At 72.5% G+C, this 18,118-nt stretch carries 20 protein-coding genes, 1 tRNA gene and 1 other RNA gene; 20 read left to right on the plus strand and 2 right to left on the minus strand.

The genetic code is table 11. From position 1 onward, the window contains the following. The first annotated feature begins 135 nt into the window (after window positions 1-135). The 10 genes from ACZ38L_RS03545 (at window position 136) to ACZ38L_RS03590 (ending at window position 6,355) form a co-directional block, all read left to right on the plus strand. A complete protein-coding gene (locus ACZ38L_RS03545) occupies window positions 136-378 on the plus strand; it encodes a hypothetical protein (RefSeq protein WP_465688821.1) in 243 nt (80 codons plus the stop codon). Window positions 379-412: 34 nt separating this feature from the next. Further along, window positions 413-601 (plus strand): hypothetical protein, encoded by a 189-nt coding sequence (locus ACZ38L_RS03550; RefSeq protein WP_465688822.1) that lies wholly within the window; start codon window positions 413-415, stop codon window positions 599-601. An 18-nt stretch (window positions 602-619) separates the two neighbouring features. Further along, window positions 620-847 carry a hypothetical protein gene (locus ACZ38L_RS03555; protein ID WP_465688824.1) on the plus strand — a complete coding sequence of 76 codons (228 nt, stop codon included), beginning with the start codon at window positions 620-622 and terminating at the stop codon, window positions 845-847. Continuing rightward, entirely contained in the window at window positions 844-1,119 is a 276-nt protein-coding gene (locus ACZ38L_RS03560; protein WP_465688826.1) for a hypothetical protein, read from the plus strand. Before ACZ38L_RS03555 ends, ACZ38L_RS03560 begins: the two co-directional genes overlap by 4 nt. 32 nt (window positions 1,120-1,151) lie before the next feature. Continuing rightward, window positions 1,152-1,532 (plus strand): hypothetical protein, encoded by a 381-nt coding sequence (locus ACZ38L_RS03565; RefSeq protein WP_465688828.1) that lies wholly within the window; start codon window positions 1,152-1,154, stop codon window positions 1,530-1,532. Window positions 1,533-1,717: 185 nt separating this feature from the next. Beyond that, window positions 1,718-1,984 carry a hypothetical protein gene (locus tag ACZ38L_RS03570; protein WP_465688830.1) on the plus strand — a complete coding sequence of 89 codons (267 nt, stop codon included), beginning with the start codon at window positions 1,718-1,720 and terminating at the stop codon, window positions 1,982-1,984. Between the two features lie 87 nt (window positions 1,985-2,071). Beyond that, window positions 2,072-2,926 (plus strand): bifunctional DNA primase/polymerase, encoded by an 855-nt coding sequence (locus tag ACZ38L_RS03575; protein ID WP_465688832.1) that lies wholly within the window; start codon window positions 2,072-2,074, stop codon window positions 2,924-2,926. A gap of 2 nt (window positions 2,927-2,928) precedes the next feature. Beyond that, on the plus strand, window positions 2,929-4,404 hold the full coding sequence (locus tag ACZ38L_RS03580; protein WP_465688834.1) for an ATP-binding protein: 1,476 nt from the start codon (window positions 2,929-2,931) through the stop codon (window positions 4,402-4,404). Between the two features lie 457 nt (window positions 4,405-4,861). Beyond that, window positions 4,862-5,071, plus strand: coding sequence for a helix-turn-helix domain-containing protein (locus ACZ38L_RS03585; RefSeq protein ID WP_465689105.1), 210 nt, complete (start codon window positions 4,862-4,864; stop codon window positions 5,069-5,071). A gap of 6 nt (window positions 5,072-5,077) precedes the next feature. After that, window positions 5,078-6,355, plus strand: a complete 1,278-nt coding sequence (locus ACZ38L_RS03590) for a tyrosine-type recombinase/integrase (RefSeq protein WP_465688836.1) — start codon at window positions 5,078-5,080, stop codon at window positions 6,353-6,355. Between the two features lie 64 nt (window positions 6,356-6,419). Here the strand turns inward: ACZ38L_RS03590 and ACZ38L_RS03595 are convergent. Next, a tRNA-Ser gene (locus ACZ38L_RS03595) sits at window positions 6,420-6,507 on the minus strand. A 131-nt stretch (window positions 6,508-6,638) separates the two neighbouring features. Between ACZ38L_RS03595 and ffs the strand changes: the two genes are divergently transcribed. The 10 genes from ffs (at window position 6,639) to ACZ38L_RS03645 (ending at window position 16,236) form a co-directional block, all read left to right on the plus strand. Next, window positions 6,639-6,729: signal recognition particle sRNA small type (gene ffs / locus ACZ38L_RS03600), an RNA gene on the plus strand. 62 nt (window positions 6,730-6,791) lie between these two features. Next, the gene (locus ACZ38L_RS03605; protein ID WP_465688838.1) at window positions 6,792-8,933 is read left to right on the plus strand and encodes a DNA polymerase III subunit gamma and tau; all 2,142 of its coding nucleotides are present in this window, start codon (window positions 6,792-6,794) and stop codon (window positions 8,931-8,933) included. A 136-nt stretch (window positions 8,934-9,069) separates the two neighbouring features. Next, window positions 9,070-9,390, plus strand: a complete 321-nt coding sequence (locus ACZ38L_RS03610) for a YbaB/EbfC family nucleoid-associated protein (RefSeq protein ID WP_396557352.1) — start codon at window positions 9,070-9,072, stop codon at window positions 9,388-9,390. A gap of 216 nt (window positions 9,391-9,606) precedes the next feature. Continuing rightward, the gene (gene recR, locus ACZ38L_RS03615; protein ID WP_396556162.1) at window positions 9,607-10,206 is read left to right on the plus strand and encodes a recombination mediator RecR; all 600 of its coding nucleotides are present in this window, start codon (window positions 9,607-9,609) and stop codon (window positions 10,204-10,206) included. Next, window positions 10,199-10,843, plus strand: coding sequence for a DUF5063 domain-containing protein (locus ACZ38L_RS03620; protein WP_465688840.1), 645 nt, complete (start codon window positions 10,199-10,201; stop codon window positions 10,841-10,843). Before recR ends, ACZ38L_RS03620 begins: the two co-directional genes overlap by 8 nt. Window positions 10,844-11,147: 304 nt before the next feature. Then, on the plus strand, window positions 11,148-12,428 hold the full coding sequence (locus ACZ38L_RS03625; protein ID WP_396556158.1) for an aspartate kinase: 1,281 nt from the start codon (window positions 11,148-11,150) through the stop codon (window positions 12,426-12,428). Next, entirely contained in the window at window positions 12,425-13,516 is a 1,092-nt protein-coding gene (locus tag ACZ38L_RS03630) for an aspartate-semialdehyde dehydrogenase (RefSeq protein ID WP_465688843.1), read from the plus strand. The genes ACZ38L_RS03625 and ACZ38L_RS03630 overlap by 4 nt, the downstream gene beginning before the upstream one ends. A 205-nt stretch (window positions 13,517-13,721) precedes the next feature. Then, on the plus strand, window positions 13,722-14,243 hold the full coding sequence (locus tag ACZ38L_RS03635) for a SigE family RNA polymerase sigma factor (protein ID WP_465688845.1): 522 nt from the start codon (window positions 13,722-13,724) through the stop codon (window positions 14,241-14,243). Then, window positions 14,236-15,357, plus strand: a complete 1,122-nt coding sequence (locus ACZ38L_RS03640) for a hypothetical protein (RefSeq protein WP_465688847.1) — start codon at window positions 14,236-14,238, stop codon at window positions 15,355-15,357. Before ACZ38L_RS03635 ends, ACZ38L_RS03640 begins: the two co-directional genes overlap by 8 nt. A 90-nt stretch (window positions 15,358-15,447) precedes the next feature. Beyond that, complete coding sequence (locus ACZ38L_RS03645) at window positions 15,448-16,236, plus strand: SURF1 family protein (RefSeq protein ID WP_465688849.1); 789 nt, start codon at window positions 15,448-15,450, stop codon at window positions 16,234-16,236. 42 nt (window positions 16,237-16,278) lie between these two features. Here ACZ38L_RS03645 and ACZ38L_RS03650 read toward each other — a convergent pair whose 3' ends face one another. Further along, window positions 16,279-18,114: a S9 family peptidase gene (locus tag ACZ38L_RS03650; protein WP_465688851.1), complete on the minus strand. Its 1,836-nt coding sequence runs from the start codon at window positions 18,112-18,114 to the stop codon at window positions 16,279-16,281. Window positions 18,115-18,118 lie beyond the last annotated feature (4 nt).

The following is an 18,118-nucleotide window of genomic DNA, read 5'->3' on the forward strand; positions in this document are numbered from 1 at the left end:
AGACCTAGCAGCCGCCCCTGCTAGGTCTAGCACCCCTCCTAGCACCAAAAACCCGCAGTGGCCTGGGAACTAGCACCTAGCACCCCACCTGCAAAAACCCCCGAAAACCCCGATTCGAGCCCCTGGGAGCCCCCCGTGCTCGCTGCTATGGCCTGCCTACTCGCCATCACCCTGTGTTACGGGCTGGTGTGTGCGAGCAGCCCGTTCGGACGCTGCCGCAAGTGCAACGGCCTGGGCTTCGCCCTCGCCCACGACCGCAAGGGACGCCCCACCCGCGGCAAGGACTGCCGCCACTGCAAGACCACCGGCGCCCGCATCCGCTACGGCCGCCACCTCTACAACGCCGTCTACCGCACCTGGCGCGACGGCACCCGCTAACCCCCGCCCACCCACCGAACCGGAAGGCACCACGATGCTCGTCACCATCGCTGTCCCCGTCATCGCCGCGGGCGGCACCCTCCTCCTGCTCTGGACGCGGCGGGTGGGGATCGCCGCCGGTCTGATCGTGTTCCTGTGCGGCTTCGAGACCGCCAGCACCGGACTGGCTGGCCCCGTCAATCAGCTCCTGGCGGCCCTGGTCTCCGCCATCGGCCACCACTGAACCGGCCGGGCCCCCGTCATGACGCCCACCGACTCGCCCCTGCCGCCCACGATCCGGCCCCTGGCCGCGGTCCACCTGCGCGAAGCCCTCACTGCCGCCGCGGCCGGACAACCGGCTGCCGCCCTGGCCGCGCTCATGCACATCGACCCGCAGTCCTGGCAGGCCATCGAGCAGCGCTGCGCGGCACTCGGCACTGACCTGCTGGACGCCCTCTCGCTCGCCACCCGCACCGGAGGCACCCCGTGAGCACCACGTCCGACCTGATCACCGCCGCGGTCCTGTTCGGCCCCGAAACCGCCCTGTGCGCGGCCATCGGGTGGACCTGGCGCGGCTCGAAGGCGGAATCCGCCGCTGTCCGCCAGGTTCTGGCCGACTCCGCCGCCGAACGCGCCACCAACCAGACCACGGACGGCGGTGGCACCCCGCCCGGCGACCGGGAGCCTGCCCCGATCGCCGAGCCTGCCCCGGTCCGGCTGGCCACCGTCACCGACCTGACCACCCGCCGCCACGCCGCTTGACCTCCGCCGAACCGCCGTTCTGAGGAGCCGCTTTGAACCAGCCCAGCACGTCCTACCGCGGCCTGCTCATCGAGGAGTGGGCCACCGACGACGAGACGTACGCCCTGCTCGTCCCCGGCCACGTACCGACCCGGATCGCCATCGCCGCCGCCAACCGCTACGCCCGCACCTGCTGGGGCTACCGGTCGCTGATCCGTGACGAAGTCGGCTGCTCCGGGTACGCCCCCCGGGATCCCCGGCACGTCCACACCCGCCCCGCGGTGTGCCGCGAAACGGGCTGCGAGTGCATCGAAGACGGCTGGGAGCACTTCCCGGACGTCTTCGACACCCCGGTGCCCGCCAGCAGTCCAGCCACCGTGATCCCGCTCGCCGACCTGAACTGGGGCGGCTGGAACAGCGCCAACCACTCGTAGAAGCCCAGAGCGGCCAGCACCGATGGCGCTTCTGGACTGGCGCGACGCCCGCCACTTCGACCACACACGGGACCTGCCGTGCCGCTGGTGCGGCAGGCCCACCCCGCTGCGCGACGACCAGCGCCGCCCCTCCCACAAGGTCTGCGCCGAACAGGCGCTGACCGACTCGACAGGAGATCCCGCCCTTGCACCGCCACTGGAAGCTCACCACGAGCCACGGCCTCAGGCCCGCCCTGATTCTCAGCCAGCGCCCGAACCCGAACTGTCCGCACTGCTTTGGTGACGGCGGCTGGGACTACGGCGACCCGGAGACCGGCGAGTACGCGGGCACCGACCTGTGCCCCTGCTGGGCCCCCGAACGGCGCTTTAGCGTCCTGGTCCTGCCGCGCTGGGCCGCCCGGCGCTGGTTCGGCTGGCGCGAGCCCGTCTACAGCGAAGAACCGCCGTTCTAGCCGTGCGGAGCGGCCGGCCATCCCGGCCAAGGAAACCGCCGGCCGCTCCGCCTCCCTGCTCACACACCGAGAACAGGAGACCCCAGCATGACCCAACTGACCGAGATCCGGGGAGAGCACCTGCCCACCGCTCTCCCCTTGGCAGCCTGCGGCGTGCCCGTGCTGCCGTTGCGAGCCGGGAAGGTGCCGTTTGGCAACTGCCGGCGCTGCGCGAACAACGTGTGCGGCGGCCGGCCGAACATGAAGGCCGCAGGGCCCTGCGGCTGTCCGTCCCCCTGTCACGGCTGGGCCGCCGCGACCACCGACCCCTGGGTTCTCGACTCGCCGCCGTGGGCGCGGGCCTGGCGTGAGGCGGCGGGGGTGGCCTACCACCCCGGCGGCGCCGGTCTGACCGTGGTGGACCTCGACAACGCGGACGCCATCGAGTGGGCCCGCGCCAACCTGCCCGCCACCCGGACCGTGCGCACCACCAGGGGCGAGCACTGGCTCTACCAGGGGGCCATGCCCTCCCGGAACGAGGTGCGGCCCGGCGTGGACATCAAGTCCGCGATGGCCTACGCCCGGTGGGTCGGGCCCGGCACCGGCGCTCTCACCGCCCTCCCGGACACCGTCCGTCAACTGGTTGTGAAGGAGCCTGCCCCGGTGCGGCCGGCGCCCGTCACCGTGCCCGCACCAACCGGGAGTGGCAGGTGCCCTCACCGCAGCCCGGCCTACCTGGAGCGCGGCATCACCATGGCGGAGCAGCGCATCGCCGCGGCTTCCTGTGCGGTGCACGCCACGGTGTACGGGGCGTTCCTGGCGGTGCTGTCCACGCACGGCCGGTGCGGCTGCCTGACCGAGGCGCACACCGCGCGGCTGTTCACCGCCGCGCAGGCCCGGGGCGAATCGCCTAGGCACTGCGCGGACGCGTGGGCGAACGCCTGCAGCCGGTTGGGGTTGTAGCCGTGGCCGAGGACGAGAAGACCCCGGCGCGTGAGGTCATCGCCCAGTACGCGCAGGCGCACTTCCGGTACTTCCGCACCGCCGACGGGACCGTGTACGCGCAGAAGACCGGTCACCCGGTGGCCCGGCCCATCCGATCCCAGGGCACGACGGGCAGCCACCGGCAGGAACTCATGGTGGGCCTGTTCAAGGACGGGCGTGGCGTTTTCAACGGAACCGCTCTCAAGGAGGCGTTGGACTTGATCGAGGCTCTTGCTCTGTCCGAGGAGGTGCAGCCCGTCCACATCCGGGTGGCCCCGGGGTTCGACGGGGCGTCGTGGCTGGACCTGGGCCGCGCCGACGGCCTGTCCGTGCGCATCCACCCCGCAGGCTGGGACATCCTCACCCCCGACCCGCGGGAGGTGTGCTGGAAGCGCACCCAGCTCACCGGCGAACTCCCGGTGCCAGTCAAGGACACCGACGGCAAGGGCATCGACCTCCTGCTCAGGCTGACCAACTTCGCCAACGCGCAGGCCGAGTGCCTGGCCCTGGCCTGGCTCATCGGCTGCCTCGGTCCGTCCGTCCCGGTGCCAGCGCCGTTCCTCACCGGCCCGCAGGGCGCGGGCAAGTCCACCGGCGGGCGGATGTTGGTGCGGATCATCGAGGGCATGAGCGGCGACCTGCGCCGGGCCCCAAAGGACGAGGAGAACCTGATCGCGGCGGTGGCGGCCGGATGGGTCACCGCCCTGGACAACCTGAGCCACATGACCCCCGACCTCTCCGACGCCATGTGCTGCATCGTGACCGGGGCCGAGAGCGTCAAGCGTGCCCTGTTCACCGACGGGGACGTCTTCCGCGTCGGCTACCGCCGGCCGCTGCTGCTGACCGGCATCGACGTGGGCGTCATCCGGCCCGACCTGGCGGAGCGGTTGCTACCGCTGCGGCTGGAGCGGCCCCACGTCCGGCGCACCGAGGCCGAGCTGTGGGCGGAGTACTCGGAGGTGCTGCCCGTTGTGCTCGGGTCGTTGCTCGACCTGACGGTCAAGGTCCGGGCGGCCGAGGCGGAGACCCCGACCGATCTGCGGATGGCGGACTTCGCCCACCTGTGCGCGCAGCTCGACGCGGCCACCAGCCTCGGGGCGCTGGCCGCCTACCGGGCCAGTCTGGACGACCTCAACGATGACGTGATCGAGGGTGACCTGCTCGCGCAGACCGTCCTCAGGCACGCCGAGACCATCGAGCCTGGCGGGGCGCAGCGCATGACCTCCACCGAGTGGCTGCAGTGCCTGAGCCGCGTCTACAGCGGCGAGGAACCGCGTCCGCTGCCCAAGGGGTGGCCGACCACCGGCAAAGTCCTCTCCGACCGGCTCAAGCGCCTTCAACCGACGCTCGCCGCCCGCCAGGTGCTCATCGACACCGGCCGCACGCACGAGGGTCGCTACCTGGAAATGGCCCGCCCGGCCGTCACGCCCCCGCACGAGCAGCCCCCGCTGCACTGACCCGTGCCGGTCGCCTGAAAAGCAAGAAGAGCACCGGCCCGGCCGAGGGGGTGCTCTTCTTGCTGTTCGGCGAAGCCGCCCAAAGGTCGTGCCGCGCAGCGGCTCCTTCTTTCTCGCTGTGAGGCACGCCGAACTACAACAGACACCCCTTCTTTTTTCCTAAGTAGGGAGACGCTGCGTCACCTGCGTCACGCGAGCCTAAAAACGGCCACTGACCTGCGCGGACGGCCGTGACGCAGACGACGGCCGCTGCGTCATCCTGCGTCACCTGCGTCACGCGATGACGAAGCCCGTGACACAGCGGTGACGCAAAGGCCGGCCGCCGCGTCACACAAAGCCGCAGGTCAGCAGCCTGAGTGACGCTGATGACGCAGTGACGCAGAAATCCGCACCTCGGACAGCACCCTCGCCAGGCCAGAAAGGACGGCAAGTGACCACCCCACAGGACCCGCCCAGCATGGCGGACTTCGATCCGACGCTCGCCCTGCTCGAAGTGAAGGAAGCCGCCCGCAGGCTTGGCATCGGCCGGACGACCGCCTACGCCCTGATCGCCGCCGGAGAGCTGGAGACCGTGACCATCGGCCGACTCCGCCGCGTCCACCCCGCAGCCGTCCACGACTACGCGGACCGGCTGCGCGCCACCCAAAACAACCGCATCGCTGCCTGAGGAGCCATGTTGGAGAACGAGAAGGAGAAGCGGGCCAAGCGGCCCGACGGAGCATCGTCCATCTACTTCGGCAGTGACGGCTACTGGCACGGCCGCGTGACGGTCGGTGTCAAGGACGACGGCACCCCGGACCGACGCCACGTCATGAGCAAGAAGGGCGAAGCCGAGGTCATCCGCAAGGTCCGTGACCTGGAGAAGAAGCGCGACGCTGGCAACGTGCCCAAGGCGGGAAAGCCCTGGACCGTGAAAGCGTGGCTGATGCACTGGCTCGAAGAAATCGCCAAGCCGTCCGTCCGGGAGAACACCTACAGCGGGTACGAGGTGGCCGTGCGCGTCCACCTGATCCCCGGCGTCGGTGCTCACCGTCTGGACAAGCTGCAGCCCGAGCACCTGGAGCGCTTCTACACGAAGATGCAGGCCAAGGGCAGCAAGCCCGCCACGGCCCACCAGGTGCACCGCACCGTTCGCACCGCCCTGAACCACGCCCTTCGGCGCGGCCACGTCACCAGGAACGTCGCCATGCTCGCCGTGCCTCCCCGCATCGAGGACGAGGAGGTTGAGCCGTACGACCTCGAAGAGGTGCAGCGGCTGCTCACCGAGGCGGGGAAGCTGCCCAACAGCGCCCGGTGGTCCATCGCGCTCGCGCTCGGGCTACGGCAGGGCGAAGCGCTTGGCCTGCGCTGGACGGATGTGGACCTCGCTGCCGGGATCCTGCGCGTCCGCAAGAACCGGCTGCGGCCGAAGTACAAGCACGGCTGCCCGGGTGGCGACTGCGGCCGGAAGCCCGGCTACTGCAAGCAGCGGCTGCGGCGCAACGAGGACACGGCCAACACGAAGTCCCGCGCCGGACGACGGGTCATCGGCATGCCGGACGAACTGGCACGCCTGCTGGAGCTGCACAAGGCCGAGCAGGACCGGGACCGCCGTCGAGCGGGGACTGAGTGGCACGAGACCGGTTACGTCTTCACCTCGCCGTTCGGCGTCCCGCTGGTGCCGAGCACTGACTACGACACGTGGAAGCGCCTGCTGGCCGAGGCCAAGGTGCGGGACGGCCGGCTCCACGACGCTCGCCACACGGCTGCCACGGTGCTGCTCATCCTCGGCGTCCCGGAGCGGGTGGTGATGCAGATCATGGGTTGGTCTTCCACCGCGATGGCCGCCCGGTACCAGCACGTGACGCCCGGCATCCTGTCGGACGTGGCGAAGCGCGTCGGCGGGCTCATCTGGCAGGTGGCGAAGCAGGAAGCGAACGACCGGACGGAGTCCCCGGAAACCGGCCGTTGAGACTGCCGATGAGACTGTGAACGCCAAAGGGGCTGCGCCGTCGAGCGGCGCAGCCCCTTTGAGCTGGCGGAGGATACGAGATTCGAACTCGTGAGGGGTTGCCCCCAACACGCTTTCCAAGCGTGCGCCCTAGGCCTCTAGGCGAATCCTCCGTGGGAGAGCTTAGTACATGTTCGGGGGTGCTCGCGAACCGCTATCCCGCAGGTGGTCGTGGGCGGCTGCCTGCGGATCGTCGATGGGGTGGGGGTAGGGGACAGGGGCCGGGATCCGCTACTCTGGTGCCAGCCCCTCGTGTGGCGTTATCTCTCTGAACCCCCCCAGGGCCGGAAGGCAGCAAGGGTAGGAGGGCTCTGGCGGGTGCACGGGGGGTCCTTGCGTTCCCGGGGCGGGATGGAGGGGGACGCGTTTGTCGGCCTGTCCCGATATCGTCGATGGCGTGTCCCTAGCCCTGTACCGCCGCTATCGCCCCGAGACTTTCGCCGAGGTCATCGGGCAGGAGCACGTGACCGCTCCGCTCCAGCAGGCCCTGCGCAACAACCGGGTCAACCACGCCTACCTGTTCAGCGGCCCGCGCGGCTGCGGCAAGACGACCAGCGCGCGGATCCTGGCCCGCTGCCTCAACTGCGAGCAGGGGCCGACCCCGACGCCGTGCGGGGAGTGCCAGTCGTGCCGCGATCTGGCCACCGGTGGGCCGGGGTCGATCGACGTGATCGAGATCGACGCCGCGTCGCACGGTGGTGTGGACGACGCGCGCGAGCTGCGGGAGCGGGCGTTCTTCGCGCCGGTGCACAGCCGGTACAAGATCTTCATCCTGGACGAGGCGCACATGGTGACCTCGGCCGGCTTCAACGCGCTGCTGAAGGTGGTGGAGGAACCGCCGGAGCACCTCAAGTTCATCTTCGCCACCACCGAGCCGGAGAAGGTGATCGGGACGATCCGGTCCCGGACCCACCACTACCCGTTCCGGCTGGTGCCGCCGGGGACGCTGCGGGACTACCTCGCCGAGGTCTGCGGGCGCGAGGGCATCCAGGTCGAGGACTCGGTGTTCCCGCTGGTGGTGCGGGCCGGCGCGGGGTCGGTGCGGGACTCGATGTCGGTGATGGACCAGCTGCTGGCCGGGGCCGGCGAGGGTGGCGTCACGTACCAGATGGCCACCGCGTTGCTCGGGTACACGGACTCCGCGCTGCTGGACGAGGTGGTGGACGCCTTCGCCGTGCGGGACGGGGCGACGGTGTTCCAGGTGATCGACCGGGTGGTCGAGGGCGGTCACGATCCGCGGCGGTTCGTGACGGACCTGCTGGAGCGGCTGCGCGACCTGGTGATCCTGGCCACGGTGCCGGAGGCGGGGGAGAAGGGGCTGATCGACGCGCCGGCCGACCGGGTGGCGGTGATGCAGGCGCAGGCGGACCGGTTCGGGTCGGCCGAGCTGAGCCGGGCGGCCGACATCGTCAACACCGGATTGACCGAGATGCGGGGGAACGCGGCGCCGCGGCTGCAGCTGGAGCTGATCTGTGCCCGGGTGATGCTGCCGGGGGCGTACCGCGACGAGCTGTCGCTGATGGCGCGGCTGGACGGGTTGGAGCGCCGGGTCGTGATGGGGGTGCAGGGGGCGCAGGCGCTGGGGGAGCAGGTGGCGGCCGCTCCCGTACAGGCGCCGCCGGTCGTGCCGGCACCGGTCCAGGCCGCGCCCGTGCAGGTCCAGGCACCGGCCGCTGTCCCGGTCGCTCCGTCTGCTCCGGCCGGTCCCGCGCCCGGGGCCTGGCCGATCCCGCGCAGCTTCCCGGCGGCGGGAGAGGCCGCCCCGGCCCCGGCGCCGGTACAACCGCCGGCCCAGGCCCAGACCCAGCCGCAACAGCAGCAGCCGCAACAGCAACAGCAGCCCGCGGGCGGCCCGGCGCCCGCGGCGGGCCAGCAGGGTGCGGCGCAGGTGCGGCAGCTCTGGCCGCAGATCCTGGAGGCGGTGAAGAACCGGCGTCGCTTCACCTGGATCCTGCTCAGCCAGAACGGTCAGGTGGCCGGCTTCGACGGCAGCACACTCCAGGTCTCCTTCATCAACGCCGGCGCCCGGGACAGCTTCGTCAGCAGCAACAGTGACGACGTGCTGCGGCAGGCGCTGGCCGATGCGCTCAACGTCGACTGGCGGGTCGAGTGCATCGTCGACCCGTCCGGTGGCAGTGCCGCGCCGTCCGGCGGTGGCGGCGCTGGTGGCGGCGCCGGTGCCGGGGGTGGCGGCTGGGGGGCCCCGCGCGCCGCGACGCCCGCGGCCCCGTCGTACCAGGGCGCCCCGCCCGCGGCGCCGTCCGGCGGGTTCGCGCACACCTCCTCGGCGGTGTCGGCCGCGCCGCCGCCCGCGGCCCCGGCCGCCGTGCCGCCGTCCCCGGTCGCGCCGCCCGCCGCCCCCCCGGCCGGCTCGCCGCCGCCCCCGCCGGCGCCGTACGCCGACCAGTACGGCGACCCGGACGAGGACATCGCGGCGGACGACGCCCCGGCCGTCCCGGTGGAGTCCGTCTCGGCGCAGGAACTGATCATTCGTGAGCTGGGCGCGACCGTGCTGGAGGAGATTCAGCACGGCGGCTGAGGTGTGCCCCGGGTGGTGTCGACGAGCCGGCGGCAGGACATAGGCTCGAACCGGCGTGGTCCGTCGGATGACTCGGATGACGCAGCGTGACGAACTCAGTCAGGAGTGAACCGTGTTCCCTGGTGGCCAGCCCAACATGCAGAAGATGCTCATGCAGGCGCAGAAGATGCAGCAGGACCTCGCCAAGGCCCAGGAGGAGCTGGCCGCGGCCAAGGTCAGCGGCTCCGCCGGCGGTGGCCTGGTGGAGGCGACGGTCAGCGGCAGCGGCGTGCTGCTCGGCCTGACCATCGCCCCGGAGGCGGTCGATCCGGAGGACACCGAGACCCTCGCGGACCTGGTCCTGGCGGCGGTCCACGCCGCCAACGCGGAGGCGCAGAAGCTGCAGCAGGAGCGGATGGGCCCGCTGACCCAGGCCCTGGGCGGCCTCGGCGGCGGTATCCCGGGCCTGCCCTTCTGAGCACGACCCGGCCGGATCGTCGCCAGCCGGGTTACCGGAATGTGAGGATCCGGGGACTTCCGGGCGCTGGACGGTGTGTCCGGCGCCCGAATCGTTGGATGATGGCACCGGCGCAACCACCGTCGAGCACGGCCGGGTGCGGCACGGACGAGCGCGCGGGTGCGCCGGCGTCCGCGAGGACGAGTGCGTTGGCGAGTGCAGTGGGAAGGCAGAGCGGTGTACGAAGGCGTGGTTCAGGACCTGATCGACGAACTGGGCAGGCTGCCCGGCGTCGGGCCCAAGAGCGCCCAGCGGATCGCCTTCCACGTGCTGCAGTCCGACCCGGTGGACGTCCGCCGGCTGGCGCACGCGCTGCTGGAGGTCAAGGACAAGGTGCGGTTCTGCGCGGTCTGCGGCAACGTGGCCGAGGCCGAGCAGTGCCGGGTCTGCCTGGACCCGCGGCGTGACCTGGGCGTCATCTGCGTGGTCGAGGAGCCCAAGGACGTCGTCGCCATCGAGCGGACCCGCGAGTTCCGCGGGCGGTACCACGTGCTCGGCGGCGCGATCAGCCCGATCGAGGGGGTCGGACCGGATGACCTGCGGATCCGCGAACTGCTGGCGCGGCTGGCCGACGGCACCGTCGGCGAGCTGATCCTCGCCACAGACCCCAACCTGGAGGGGGAGGCGACCGCGACCTATCTGGCCCGGCTCTGCAAGCCGATGGGCCTGAAGGTGACCCGGCTGGCGAGCGGTCTGCCCGTCGGCGGGGACTTGGAGTACGCCGACGAGGTCACCCTCGGCCGGGCCTTCGAAGGGAGACGACTGCTCGATGTCTGACAAGAGCGTGCACCCGGTGCACATCCCGGAACCTGACGACTTCGCGGTGCAGATCTCGGACTCGATCAAGAGCTTCGTCCTCGCGGTGACCGAGATCGCCAAGGGCGACGAGCCGGGCAGCGCGGTCTCCCTGCTCCTGCTGGAGGTCTCCCAGCTGCTGCTGGCCGGCGGTCGGCTCGGCGCGATCGAGGACGTGCTCCCGGACGACCGGTTCGAGCCGGACGCCGGCCCGGAGCCGGACGGGGTCGAGGTGCGCGAGCGGCTCGCCGAGCTGCTGGCGCCGATCGACGTCTACCACGAGGTCTTCGACCCGTACGGGCCGCCGGAGAAGCCGAACGCGTTCCGGATCTCCGACGACCTCGCGGGCGTGGTCAGCGACCTGCGGCACGGCCTGACCCACTACGACGAGGGTCGGGTCAGCGAGGCGCTCTGGTGGTGGCAGTTCTCCTACCTCTCCACCTGGGGCTCGACCTGCACGGCGGTGCTCCGCGCGCTGCAGTCGCTGATCGCGCACGTCCGGCTGGACAGCCCGATCGGCGCGGTCCCGGACGGTGCGGACACCGACGACGACGGGCTCACCGACGAGCAGCTGGAGCAGCAGGCCGGTGACCTGATGGCGGCCGAACTCGGGATCTGAGCCGGCCCACCCGGAAATCCTCGAAAAATCTTCGACCGGCAAATCCGGCCCCGATGCGCCCGACCCCGTGGAATTCTTTCGACCGGCCGCCGCCCGGCCCGCAGAGTCGCCGGGCGGGCACCCGAATCGCTGTCCATTTGCTGAAATGCCAGTCTCATCATATGGAATGCGACTGACGCCCGGTCCCCGCTCGGTAGACTGGCCGGCGACCGCAGTACCCCCTCCCAGGGGGTCTGGGGGGACCGGACGGCGCCACCCCGCGCCGGGCACCACCCCCCGAAGACGACTTAGTCGAGGAGCGCACGTGGGCCTTGTCGTGCAGAAGTACGGCGGCTCATCCGTTGCGGATGCCGAGGGCATCAAGCGCGTAGCCCGTCGAATTGTCGACACCAAGAAGGCCGGCCATGAGGTCGTCGTCGTGGTGTCCGCGATGGGCGACACGACGGACGAGCTCATCGAACTCGCCGAGCAGGTATCCCCGATTCCTGCCGGTCGTGAGTTCGACATGCTGCTGACCGCTGGAGAGCGGATCTCGATGGCCCTGCTGGCGATGGCGATCAAATCGCTCGGGCACGAGGCCCAGTCGTTCACCGGCAGCCAGGCCGGTGTGATCACCGACCAGGTCCACAACAAGGCGCGCATCATCGACGTCACGCCGGGCCGGATCCGCAACGCCCTGGACGAGGGCAACATCGCGATCGTGGCCGGTTTCCAGGGCGTCTCCCAGGTGAGCAAGGACATCACGACCCTGGGCCGGGGCGGCTCGGACACCACCGCAGTCGCGCTGGCCGCTGCGCTGGAGGCCGAGGTCTGCGAGATCTACACCGACGTGGACGGCGTCTTCACCGCCGACCCGCGGGTGGTCAAGAAGGCCCGCAAGATCGACTGGATCGCCTACGAGGACATGCTGGAGCTGGCCTCGTCCGGCTCCAAGGTGCTGCTCGACCGGTGTGTCGAGTACGCACGGCGCTACAACATCCCGATCCACGTACGATCGTCGTTCTCCGGTCTGCCGGGGACCATCGTCAGCAACACCAACCCGACCAAGCCCGAAGGGGGCGAGATGGAGCAGGCCATCATCTCCGGAGTCGCCCATGACACGTCCGAGGCGAAGATCACGGTCGTCGGCGTCCCGGACAAGCCGGGCGAGGCGGCCCGGATCTTCCGCGCCATCGCGGACGCCGAGGTCAACATCGACATGGTGGTGCAGAACGTCTCCGCCGCGTCGACCGGTCTCACCGACATCTCCTTCACGCTGCCGAAGACCGAGGGCCAGAAGGCGATCGACGCGCTGAGCCGGGTCCGCGAGGGGATCGGCTTCGAGTCGCTCCGCTACGACGACGCGATCGGCAAGATCTCGCTGGTCGGCGCGGGCATGAAGTCCAACCCGGGGGTCACCGCGACCTTCTTCGAGGCGCTCTCCGAGGCAGGCGTCAACATCGAGCTGATCTCCACCTCGGAGATCCGGATCTCCGTGGTGACCCGGGCCGACGACGTCAACGAGGCGGTCCGCGCCGTGCACACCGCGTTCGGCCTGGACTCGGACAGCGACGAAGCCGTCGTCTACGGCGGGACCGGGCGATGACCGCCGCCGAGCCGTCGCCGGAGCAGTCGGCGGCGGCGCGGCGCAGGCCCAATCTGGCCGTGGTCGGCGCGACCGGCGCGGTCGGCACGGTGATGCTCGGCATCCTCTCCGCCCGGGAGGACGTCTGGGGCGAGATCCGGCTGATCGCCTCGGCGCGCTCGGCCGGCCGCCGGCTCACCGTGCGCGGCCGCGAGGCCGAGGTGGTCGCGCTCACCGAGGAGGCCTTCGAGGGCATCGACATCGCGATGTTCGACGTCCCGGACGAGGTCTCCGCCCAGTGGGCGCCGATCGCCGCCGCCAAGGGCGCGGTCGTGGTCGACAACTCCGGGGCGTTCCGGATGGACGAGGACGTGCCACTGGTGGTGCCCGAGGTGAACGCCGCCGCGGCCCGGCTCCGGCCCCGCGGGATCATCGCCAACCCGAACTGCACCACCCTGTCGATGATCGTCGCGCTGGGCGCGCTGCACTCCGAGCTCGGGCTCAGGGAGCTGGTGGTCGCCTCCTACCAGGCGGCCTCCGGCGCGGGGCAGGCCGGTATCGACGCGCTGCGCGAGCAGACCGCGAAGGTGGCCGGCACCGCGGTCGGCGAGCTGGCCGGCGACCTGCGCGCGGTGATCGGCGACAACGGGCCGTTCGCGGCCCCGCTGGCGTTGAACGCGGTGCCGTGGGCCGGCTCGCTCAAGGCGGACGGCTGGTCCTCCGAGGAGCTCAAGGTCCGCGACGAGAGCCGCAAGATCCTCGGGCTGCCGCACCTCAAGGTCGCCGCGACCTGCGTGCGGATCCCGGTGGTCACCACGCACTCGCTGGCCGTGCACGCGGTCTTCGAGCGCGAGGTCAGCCAGTTGCACGCGCAGGAGATCCTGGCCCGGGCGCCCGGCGTGGTGCTGTACGACGACCCGGCGGCCGGCGAGTTCCCGACCCCGAACGACGTGGTCGGCACCGACCCGACCTGGGTCGGCCGGGTGCGCCGCTCGCTCGACGACCCGAACGCGCTGGACCTCTTCCTCTGCGGGGACAACCTGCGCAAGGGCGCGGCGTTGAACACCGCCCAGATCGCCGAGCTGGTGGCGGCCGAATTCATCGGCTGAGGCCGGGTCCGGATCCCGAGGAGCCCCCTTCAGGTGGAGGGGGCTCCGTCGCGTGCGGAAGAATGTCCGCCGAACGGGGCAACCCTGAGGGGGGATCAAGTGTCCAACGGGCGTGACAGACCTGGTGGCGGTGGGTGTGGATCCGACGGTGCGGCTGCCCCTGGCGGGGGTCCTTCCGCTTGTCCGGCAACCGGTTGAGCCGGGGATGACCATGGCCGCCACCGACACGGCGGGAGCCAGTGTCGACCTGCTCACCGAGACCTACCGGGCCCACTACCGCTCACTGCTGCGGCTGGCCGCGCTGCTGTTGGACGACCTGTCCTCCTGCGAGGACGTCGTCCAGGAGGCGTTCATCCGGGTGCACGCGGCCCGCCGCCGGGTGCGCGACCCCGAGAAGACCCTGGCCTACCTGCGCCAGACCGTCGTCAACCTGTCCCGCAGCACGCTTCGCCGGCGGATCCTGGGTCTGCGCCTGCTGCCCAAGCCGATGCCTGACATGGCCAGCGCAGAGGAGGGCGCCTACGATGCTCTGGAACGCGACCAGTTGAGGGCCGCCCTGCGCGGCCTGCAGCGGCGGCAGCGCGAGGTCCTGGTCCTGCGCTACTACGCCGATCTGACCGAGGCTCAGGTCGCCGAGGTGCTGGGGGTCTCCGTGGGGGCGGTCAAGGCGTACGGCTCGCGCGGCCTGGCGGCGCTGCGGGTGCTGATGGAGAGCAGTCATGACTGAGGATCGGTTCGGCCGGGACGCGAAGTGGGCGGAGGCGGCGGCCGAGGGCCGCGGCGAGGAGGCGGCGCTGCGGGCGCTGCTGCACGGCGCGGTGGACGGACTGCAACCCGCGGCGGACGCGCTGCCGCGGATCCGCCGGGCGATCCCGGCCCGGCGGGCCCGGCACCGGCAGGTGTGGACCGGTGCGGCCGTGGTCGCCCTGGCCACCGCGGTGCTGCCGACCCTGAACAGCCTCGGCGCGTTGCAGCTCTCGGACGGTTCGGCGCCCGGCGGGGGCAACGGAGGCGCGGCCGCCGCGCCGGCGCCCCGGCCGTCCGCGCCGGCGCGGGGACAGGTTCCGCTCCCCGTCCCGGCGGCGAGCGCTGGTCTGCCGAGCCCGAGCGCCCCGGCCGAGCCGGTCTCGGCCGGGCCCAGCGTCACGGCCGGCGGGCCGAGCGCCAGCGCCGCCGGCTCGGCCGCGGCGGCCGCCGGCGCGCCCGACTGCGTCCGCACCGATCTGGGCGGCGGCGCCGCGCAGCTGGGGGCGCCCGACGCGGCCGGCCGGCGGTACGGGTACTTCTCGGTGGCCAACGTCTCCGGGCACCCGTGCGTGGTGGCCGATCCGGGCACGGTCTCGGTCAGCGGCGGGACGGGCGCGATCCGGGTGGTGGCCCACACCGTCGGCGACCCGGCCGGTGGCCTGCCCGACCCGGCGAGCCTGCCGGCCCGGCTGCTGCTGGCCGCCGCGGCCAGCTACCGGCTGCCGTTCGCCTGGGTGCCGGACAGCCTCTGCCCGGTCGCCGGCCCGAGCCCGGTCCAGTCGGCCGGCCAGGGGGCCGGAACGGCCGGGACGAGCGCCTCGCCCAGCCCCAGCCCGGCCGGCGCCGGCGCCCCGGTCTCGGCCGGCCCGGCGCTCTCCAACGGCACGGCCGGCCCGGCAGCCCCGGTGGCCGACGGCCCGGCCTCGCCCGCCGCCTCGCCGTCCCCGGCCGCAACCGCCGCCCCGGCCGTGCCGGCCTCGCTCACCGTCGGCCACCAGCCGCTGGGAACCGGCCCGGACGCGGCCAGCACCGTGATCGACGGGGTGTGCGGCGGCGGGACGCTCTACCGCTCGGTGCCGCAGGCGGCCTCCTGAGCCCGGCCCGTCCGGCGGTCGGCGCACCCGCGCGCCGCCGGACGGGGACCCTGCGTCCGGGCCGGTGGGATCGCTGGTTACCGTGGGGCTGTGTACCGGTTCCTCCTGACTCCGCGCTGGCTCGGCAGCACCGTCCTGTCGATCGCCGCCATCGTGGTCTGCGTCTGGCTGGGCACCTGGCAGCTGAGCCGGTTCGAGGCGGCGGCCGGTGTCTCGCACCCTCAGCACCACACGCGGGCCAGCACGCCGGCGCGGCCCGCCGCCGCGAGCCCGCTCGAGGCCCTGCTGCCCGGGCCGACCGCCCAGCTGACCACCGGCGCGCTGGGCCGCGAGGTGACCGCCACCGGGACGTACGACGCGGCGCACCAGCTGCTGGTGCCCAACCGGACGGTCAACGGGAAACAGGGTTACTACGTGCTGACCCCGCTGCGCACCGCGGCCGGCCCGGCCGTCTCGGTGGTCCGCGGCTGGGTCGAGGGCAACCCCGGCACGCCCCCTCCCGCCCCGACCGGCCAGGTCACGGTGACCGGGCGGTTGCAGGCCGACGAGACCGCCGACACCTCCGGCGCGGTGGCCGGCGGCCTGCCGGACGGGCAGCTCGGCATGATCAGCCCGGCCACCCTGGTCAACCTGCTGCCCTATCCGACCTACGACGGATGGGTGGCCGCCGACACCGTCCCGGCCGGCCTGACCGCCGTGCCGACCACCCAGCCGGACGACGGGAACGGGCTGACCGCCCGGGCCTTCCAGAACCTCGGCTACACCCTGCAGTGGTTCGCCTTCGCGGGTTTCGTCGGCTTCATGTGGTTCCGGCTGGCCCGCCGCGAGGCGGAGGCCGCCCAGGACCGGGCGCTCGGGCTCACCCCGGTCCTGGACTGATCCGGAGCCCGGTCCCGGACCGGGCCCAGGGCCTGTCCGGCGTCAGCCCAGGTGGCGCCGGACGAAGTCGATCTCCAGCCGCTGCTGCTTGATCCGCTCGTCCACCACCAACGAGCCGTGCCCCGCGTCGTAGCGGTACACCTCGTGCGGGACGCCCAGCTCCACCAGTCGCGCCACGTAGTTCTCGATCTGCCGGATCGGGCAGCGCGGGTCGTTCAGGCCGGCGCTGAGGTAGAGCGGCACCCGGACGTTGGCCACGTGGGTCAGCGGTGAGGAGGCCCGCCAGCGCTCCGGCACCTCCTCCGGCGTGCCGCCGAAGAGCGTCCGGTCGAGCGACTTGAGCGCCTCCATCTCGTCCCCGTACGCGGTCAGGTAGTCCGCGACCGGGACCGCGGCCAGGCCCAGCGACCAGGCGTCCGGCTGGGTGCCGAGGCCGAGCAGGGTCAGGTAGCCGCCCCACGAGCCGCCGGAGAGCACCAGCCGGGCCGGGTCGGCGAGCCCGGACGCCACCGCCCAGGCGCGCACCGCGCCGATGTCCTCCAACTCGATCAGGCCCACCCGCTCGCGCAGCGCGTCCGTCCAGGCCTGGCCGTAGCCGGTCGAGCCACGGTAGTTGACCCGGACCACCGCGAAGCCGTGGTCCAGCCAGGCGGCCGGGCCGGCCGCGAAGGAGTCGCTGTCGTGGTGGGTCGGGCCGCCGTGCACCTCGAAGACGGTCGGGAACGGACCCGCGCCGGCCGGGCGCTGCACCAGCGCGTGCACCCGCCCGCCGGGCCCGTCCACCCAGACGTCCTCGACCGGCACCGAGCCGGGCGGCACCGCGCCGGGGGCCCGCAGCACCACGGTGCCCGCGGTGGAGCGGACCACCGAGGGCTCGGCGGCGGAGGACCAGAGGAACTCGACGGTCCCGTCCGGCCGGGCGGTGGCGCCGGCCACCGTGCCGCGCGGGGTCTCCAGCCGGGTCAGCGTGCCGTCGGCCAGGTCGTAGGAGAACAGCTCACTGCGCGCCTCGAACTCGTGCTCGATCAGCAGTGCCCCGGCTCCCGGCCGCCACTGCGCCGAGACGTCGCCGGGCAGCGGCCGCCCGTCCGCGGTGCGCAGCGGCAGCTCGGTCTCGACGCCGGTCAGCGGGTCCCAGAGCATCGGCTCCCAGCGGTCGTGCCGCTGGTGGGCGACCAGCAGCCGGCTGTCCCCGGGCACCGGGGCGAAGCCCAGGCAGGCCAGGCCGAGCGGCTGCTCACGGCCGGTCACCTCGTCCAGCTCGGCGACCGTCGAGCCTCCCCCGGCCTCCGATCCGGGGTACTCCCGCCCGGTCCGCACCACCCGGATCGCGCTGTGCATGGCGTCGCCGTGTTCGGTGTGCTCGATGGCGAGCAGTGTGCCGTCGTGCGAGAGGTCGCCCACGCTGCCGTACTCGGCGTGCCGGTAGATCTCGACCGGCTCCGCGGCGCCCGGCCGGAGCAGGTGCAGGGTGGTGCCCGCCTCGTCGGTGGAGCGGCCGACGACCACGGTGCCGTCCCGGCCGAGCGCCAGGCCGGCCTCGTAGGACGGGGCGAGTCCGGGCACCGCCTCCTGGTCCGGGCCACCCTCGAACGGCTGCCGGCGCCAGACGCCGAACTCGTCGCCGTCGGTGTCGTCGAACCACCAGACCCAGGCGCCGTCGGGGGAGAGCGCCGCGTCGGTGGTGCCGTGCGGGCGGTCGGTGACCTGCCGGTGGGTGCCGGTGGCCCGGTCCCAGGCGTACACCTGGTAGCTGCCGGTGGCGTTGGAGACGTACAGCGACCGGTCGGGCGCGTCGTCCGCCCAGTCGGGGAGGGAGACCCGCGCCGCCCGGAACCGCTGCTCCCAGGCGGGCGTGTCGTGCTTCTCGCTACTCATCCGC

Source organism: Kitasatospora sp. NPDC024654, from assembly GCF_055559155.1.

Bases quoted from the DNA above. Each gene is read 5' to 3' on its own strand.
- ACZ38L_RS03640 (WP_465688847.1), top strand. From the start codon at position 14,236: ATGACTGAGGATCGGTTCGGCCGGGACGCGAAGTGGGCGGAGGCGGCG.
- ACZ38L_RS03550 (WP_465688822.1), top strand. From the start codon at position 413: ATGCTCGTCACCATCGCTGTCCCCGTCATCGCCGCGGGCGGCACCCTC.
- ACZ38L_RS03630 (WP_465688843.1), top strand. From the start codon at position 12,425: ATGACCGCCGCCGAGCCGTCGCCGGAGCAGTCGGCGGCGGCGCGGCGC.
- ACZ38L_RS03650 (WP_465688851.1), bottom strand. From the start codon at position 18,114: ATGAGTAGCGAGAAGCACGACACGCCCGCCTGGGAGCAGCGGTTCCGG.
- ACZ38L_RS03620 (WP_465688840.1), top strand. From the start codon at position 10,199: ATGTCTGACAAGAGCGTGCACCCGGTGCACATCCCGGAACCTGACGAC.
- ACZ38L_RS03590 (WP_465688836.1), top strand. From the start codon at position 5,078: ATGTTGGAGAACGAGAAGGAGAAGCGGGCCAAGCGGCCCGACGGAGCA.
- ACZ38L_RS03635 (WP_465688845.1), top strand. From the start codon at position 13,722: ATGACCATGGCCGCCACCGACACGGCGGGAGCCAGTGTCGACCTGCTC.
- ACZ38L_RS03575 (WP_465688832.1), top strand. From the start codon at position 2,072: ATGACCCAACTGACCGAGATCCGGGGAGAGCACCTGCCCACCGCTCTC.
- ACZ38L_RS03585 (WP_465689105.1), top strand. From the start codon at position 4,862: ATGGCGGACTTCGATCCGACGCTCGCCCTGCTCGAAGTGAAGGAAGCC.
- ACZ38L_RS03610 (WP_396557352.1), top strand. From the start codon at position 9,070: ATGCAGAAGATGCTCATGCAGGCGCAGAAGATGCAGCAGGACCTCGCC.
- ACZ38L_RS03555 (WP_465688824.1), top strand. From the start codon at position 620: ATGACGCCCACCGACTCGCCCCTGCCGCCCACGATCCGGCCCCTGGCC.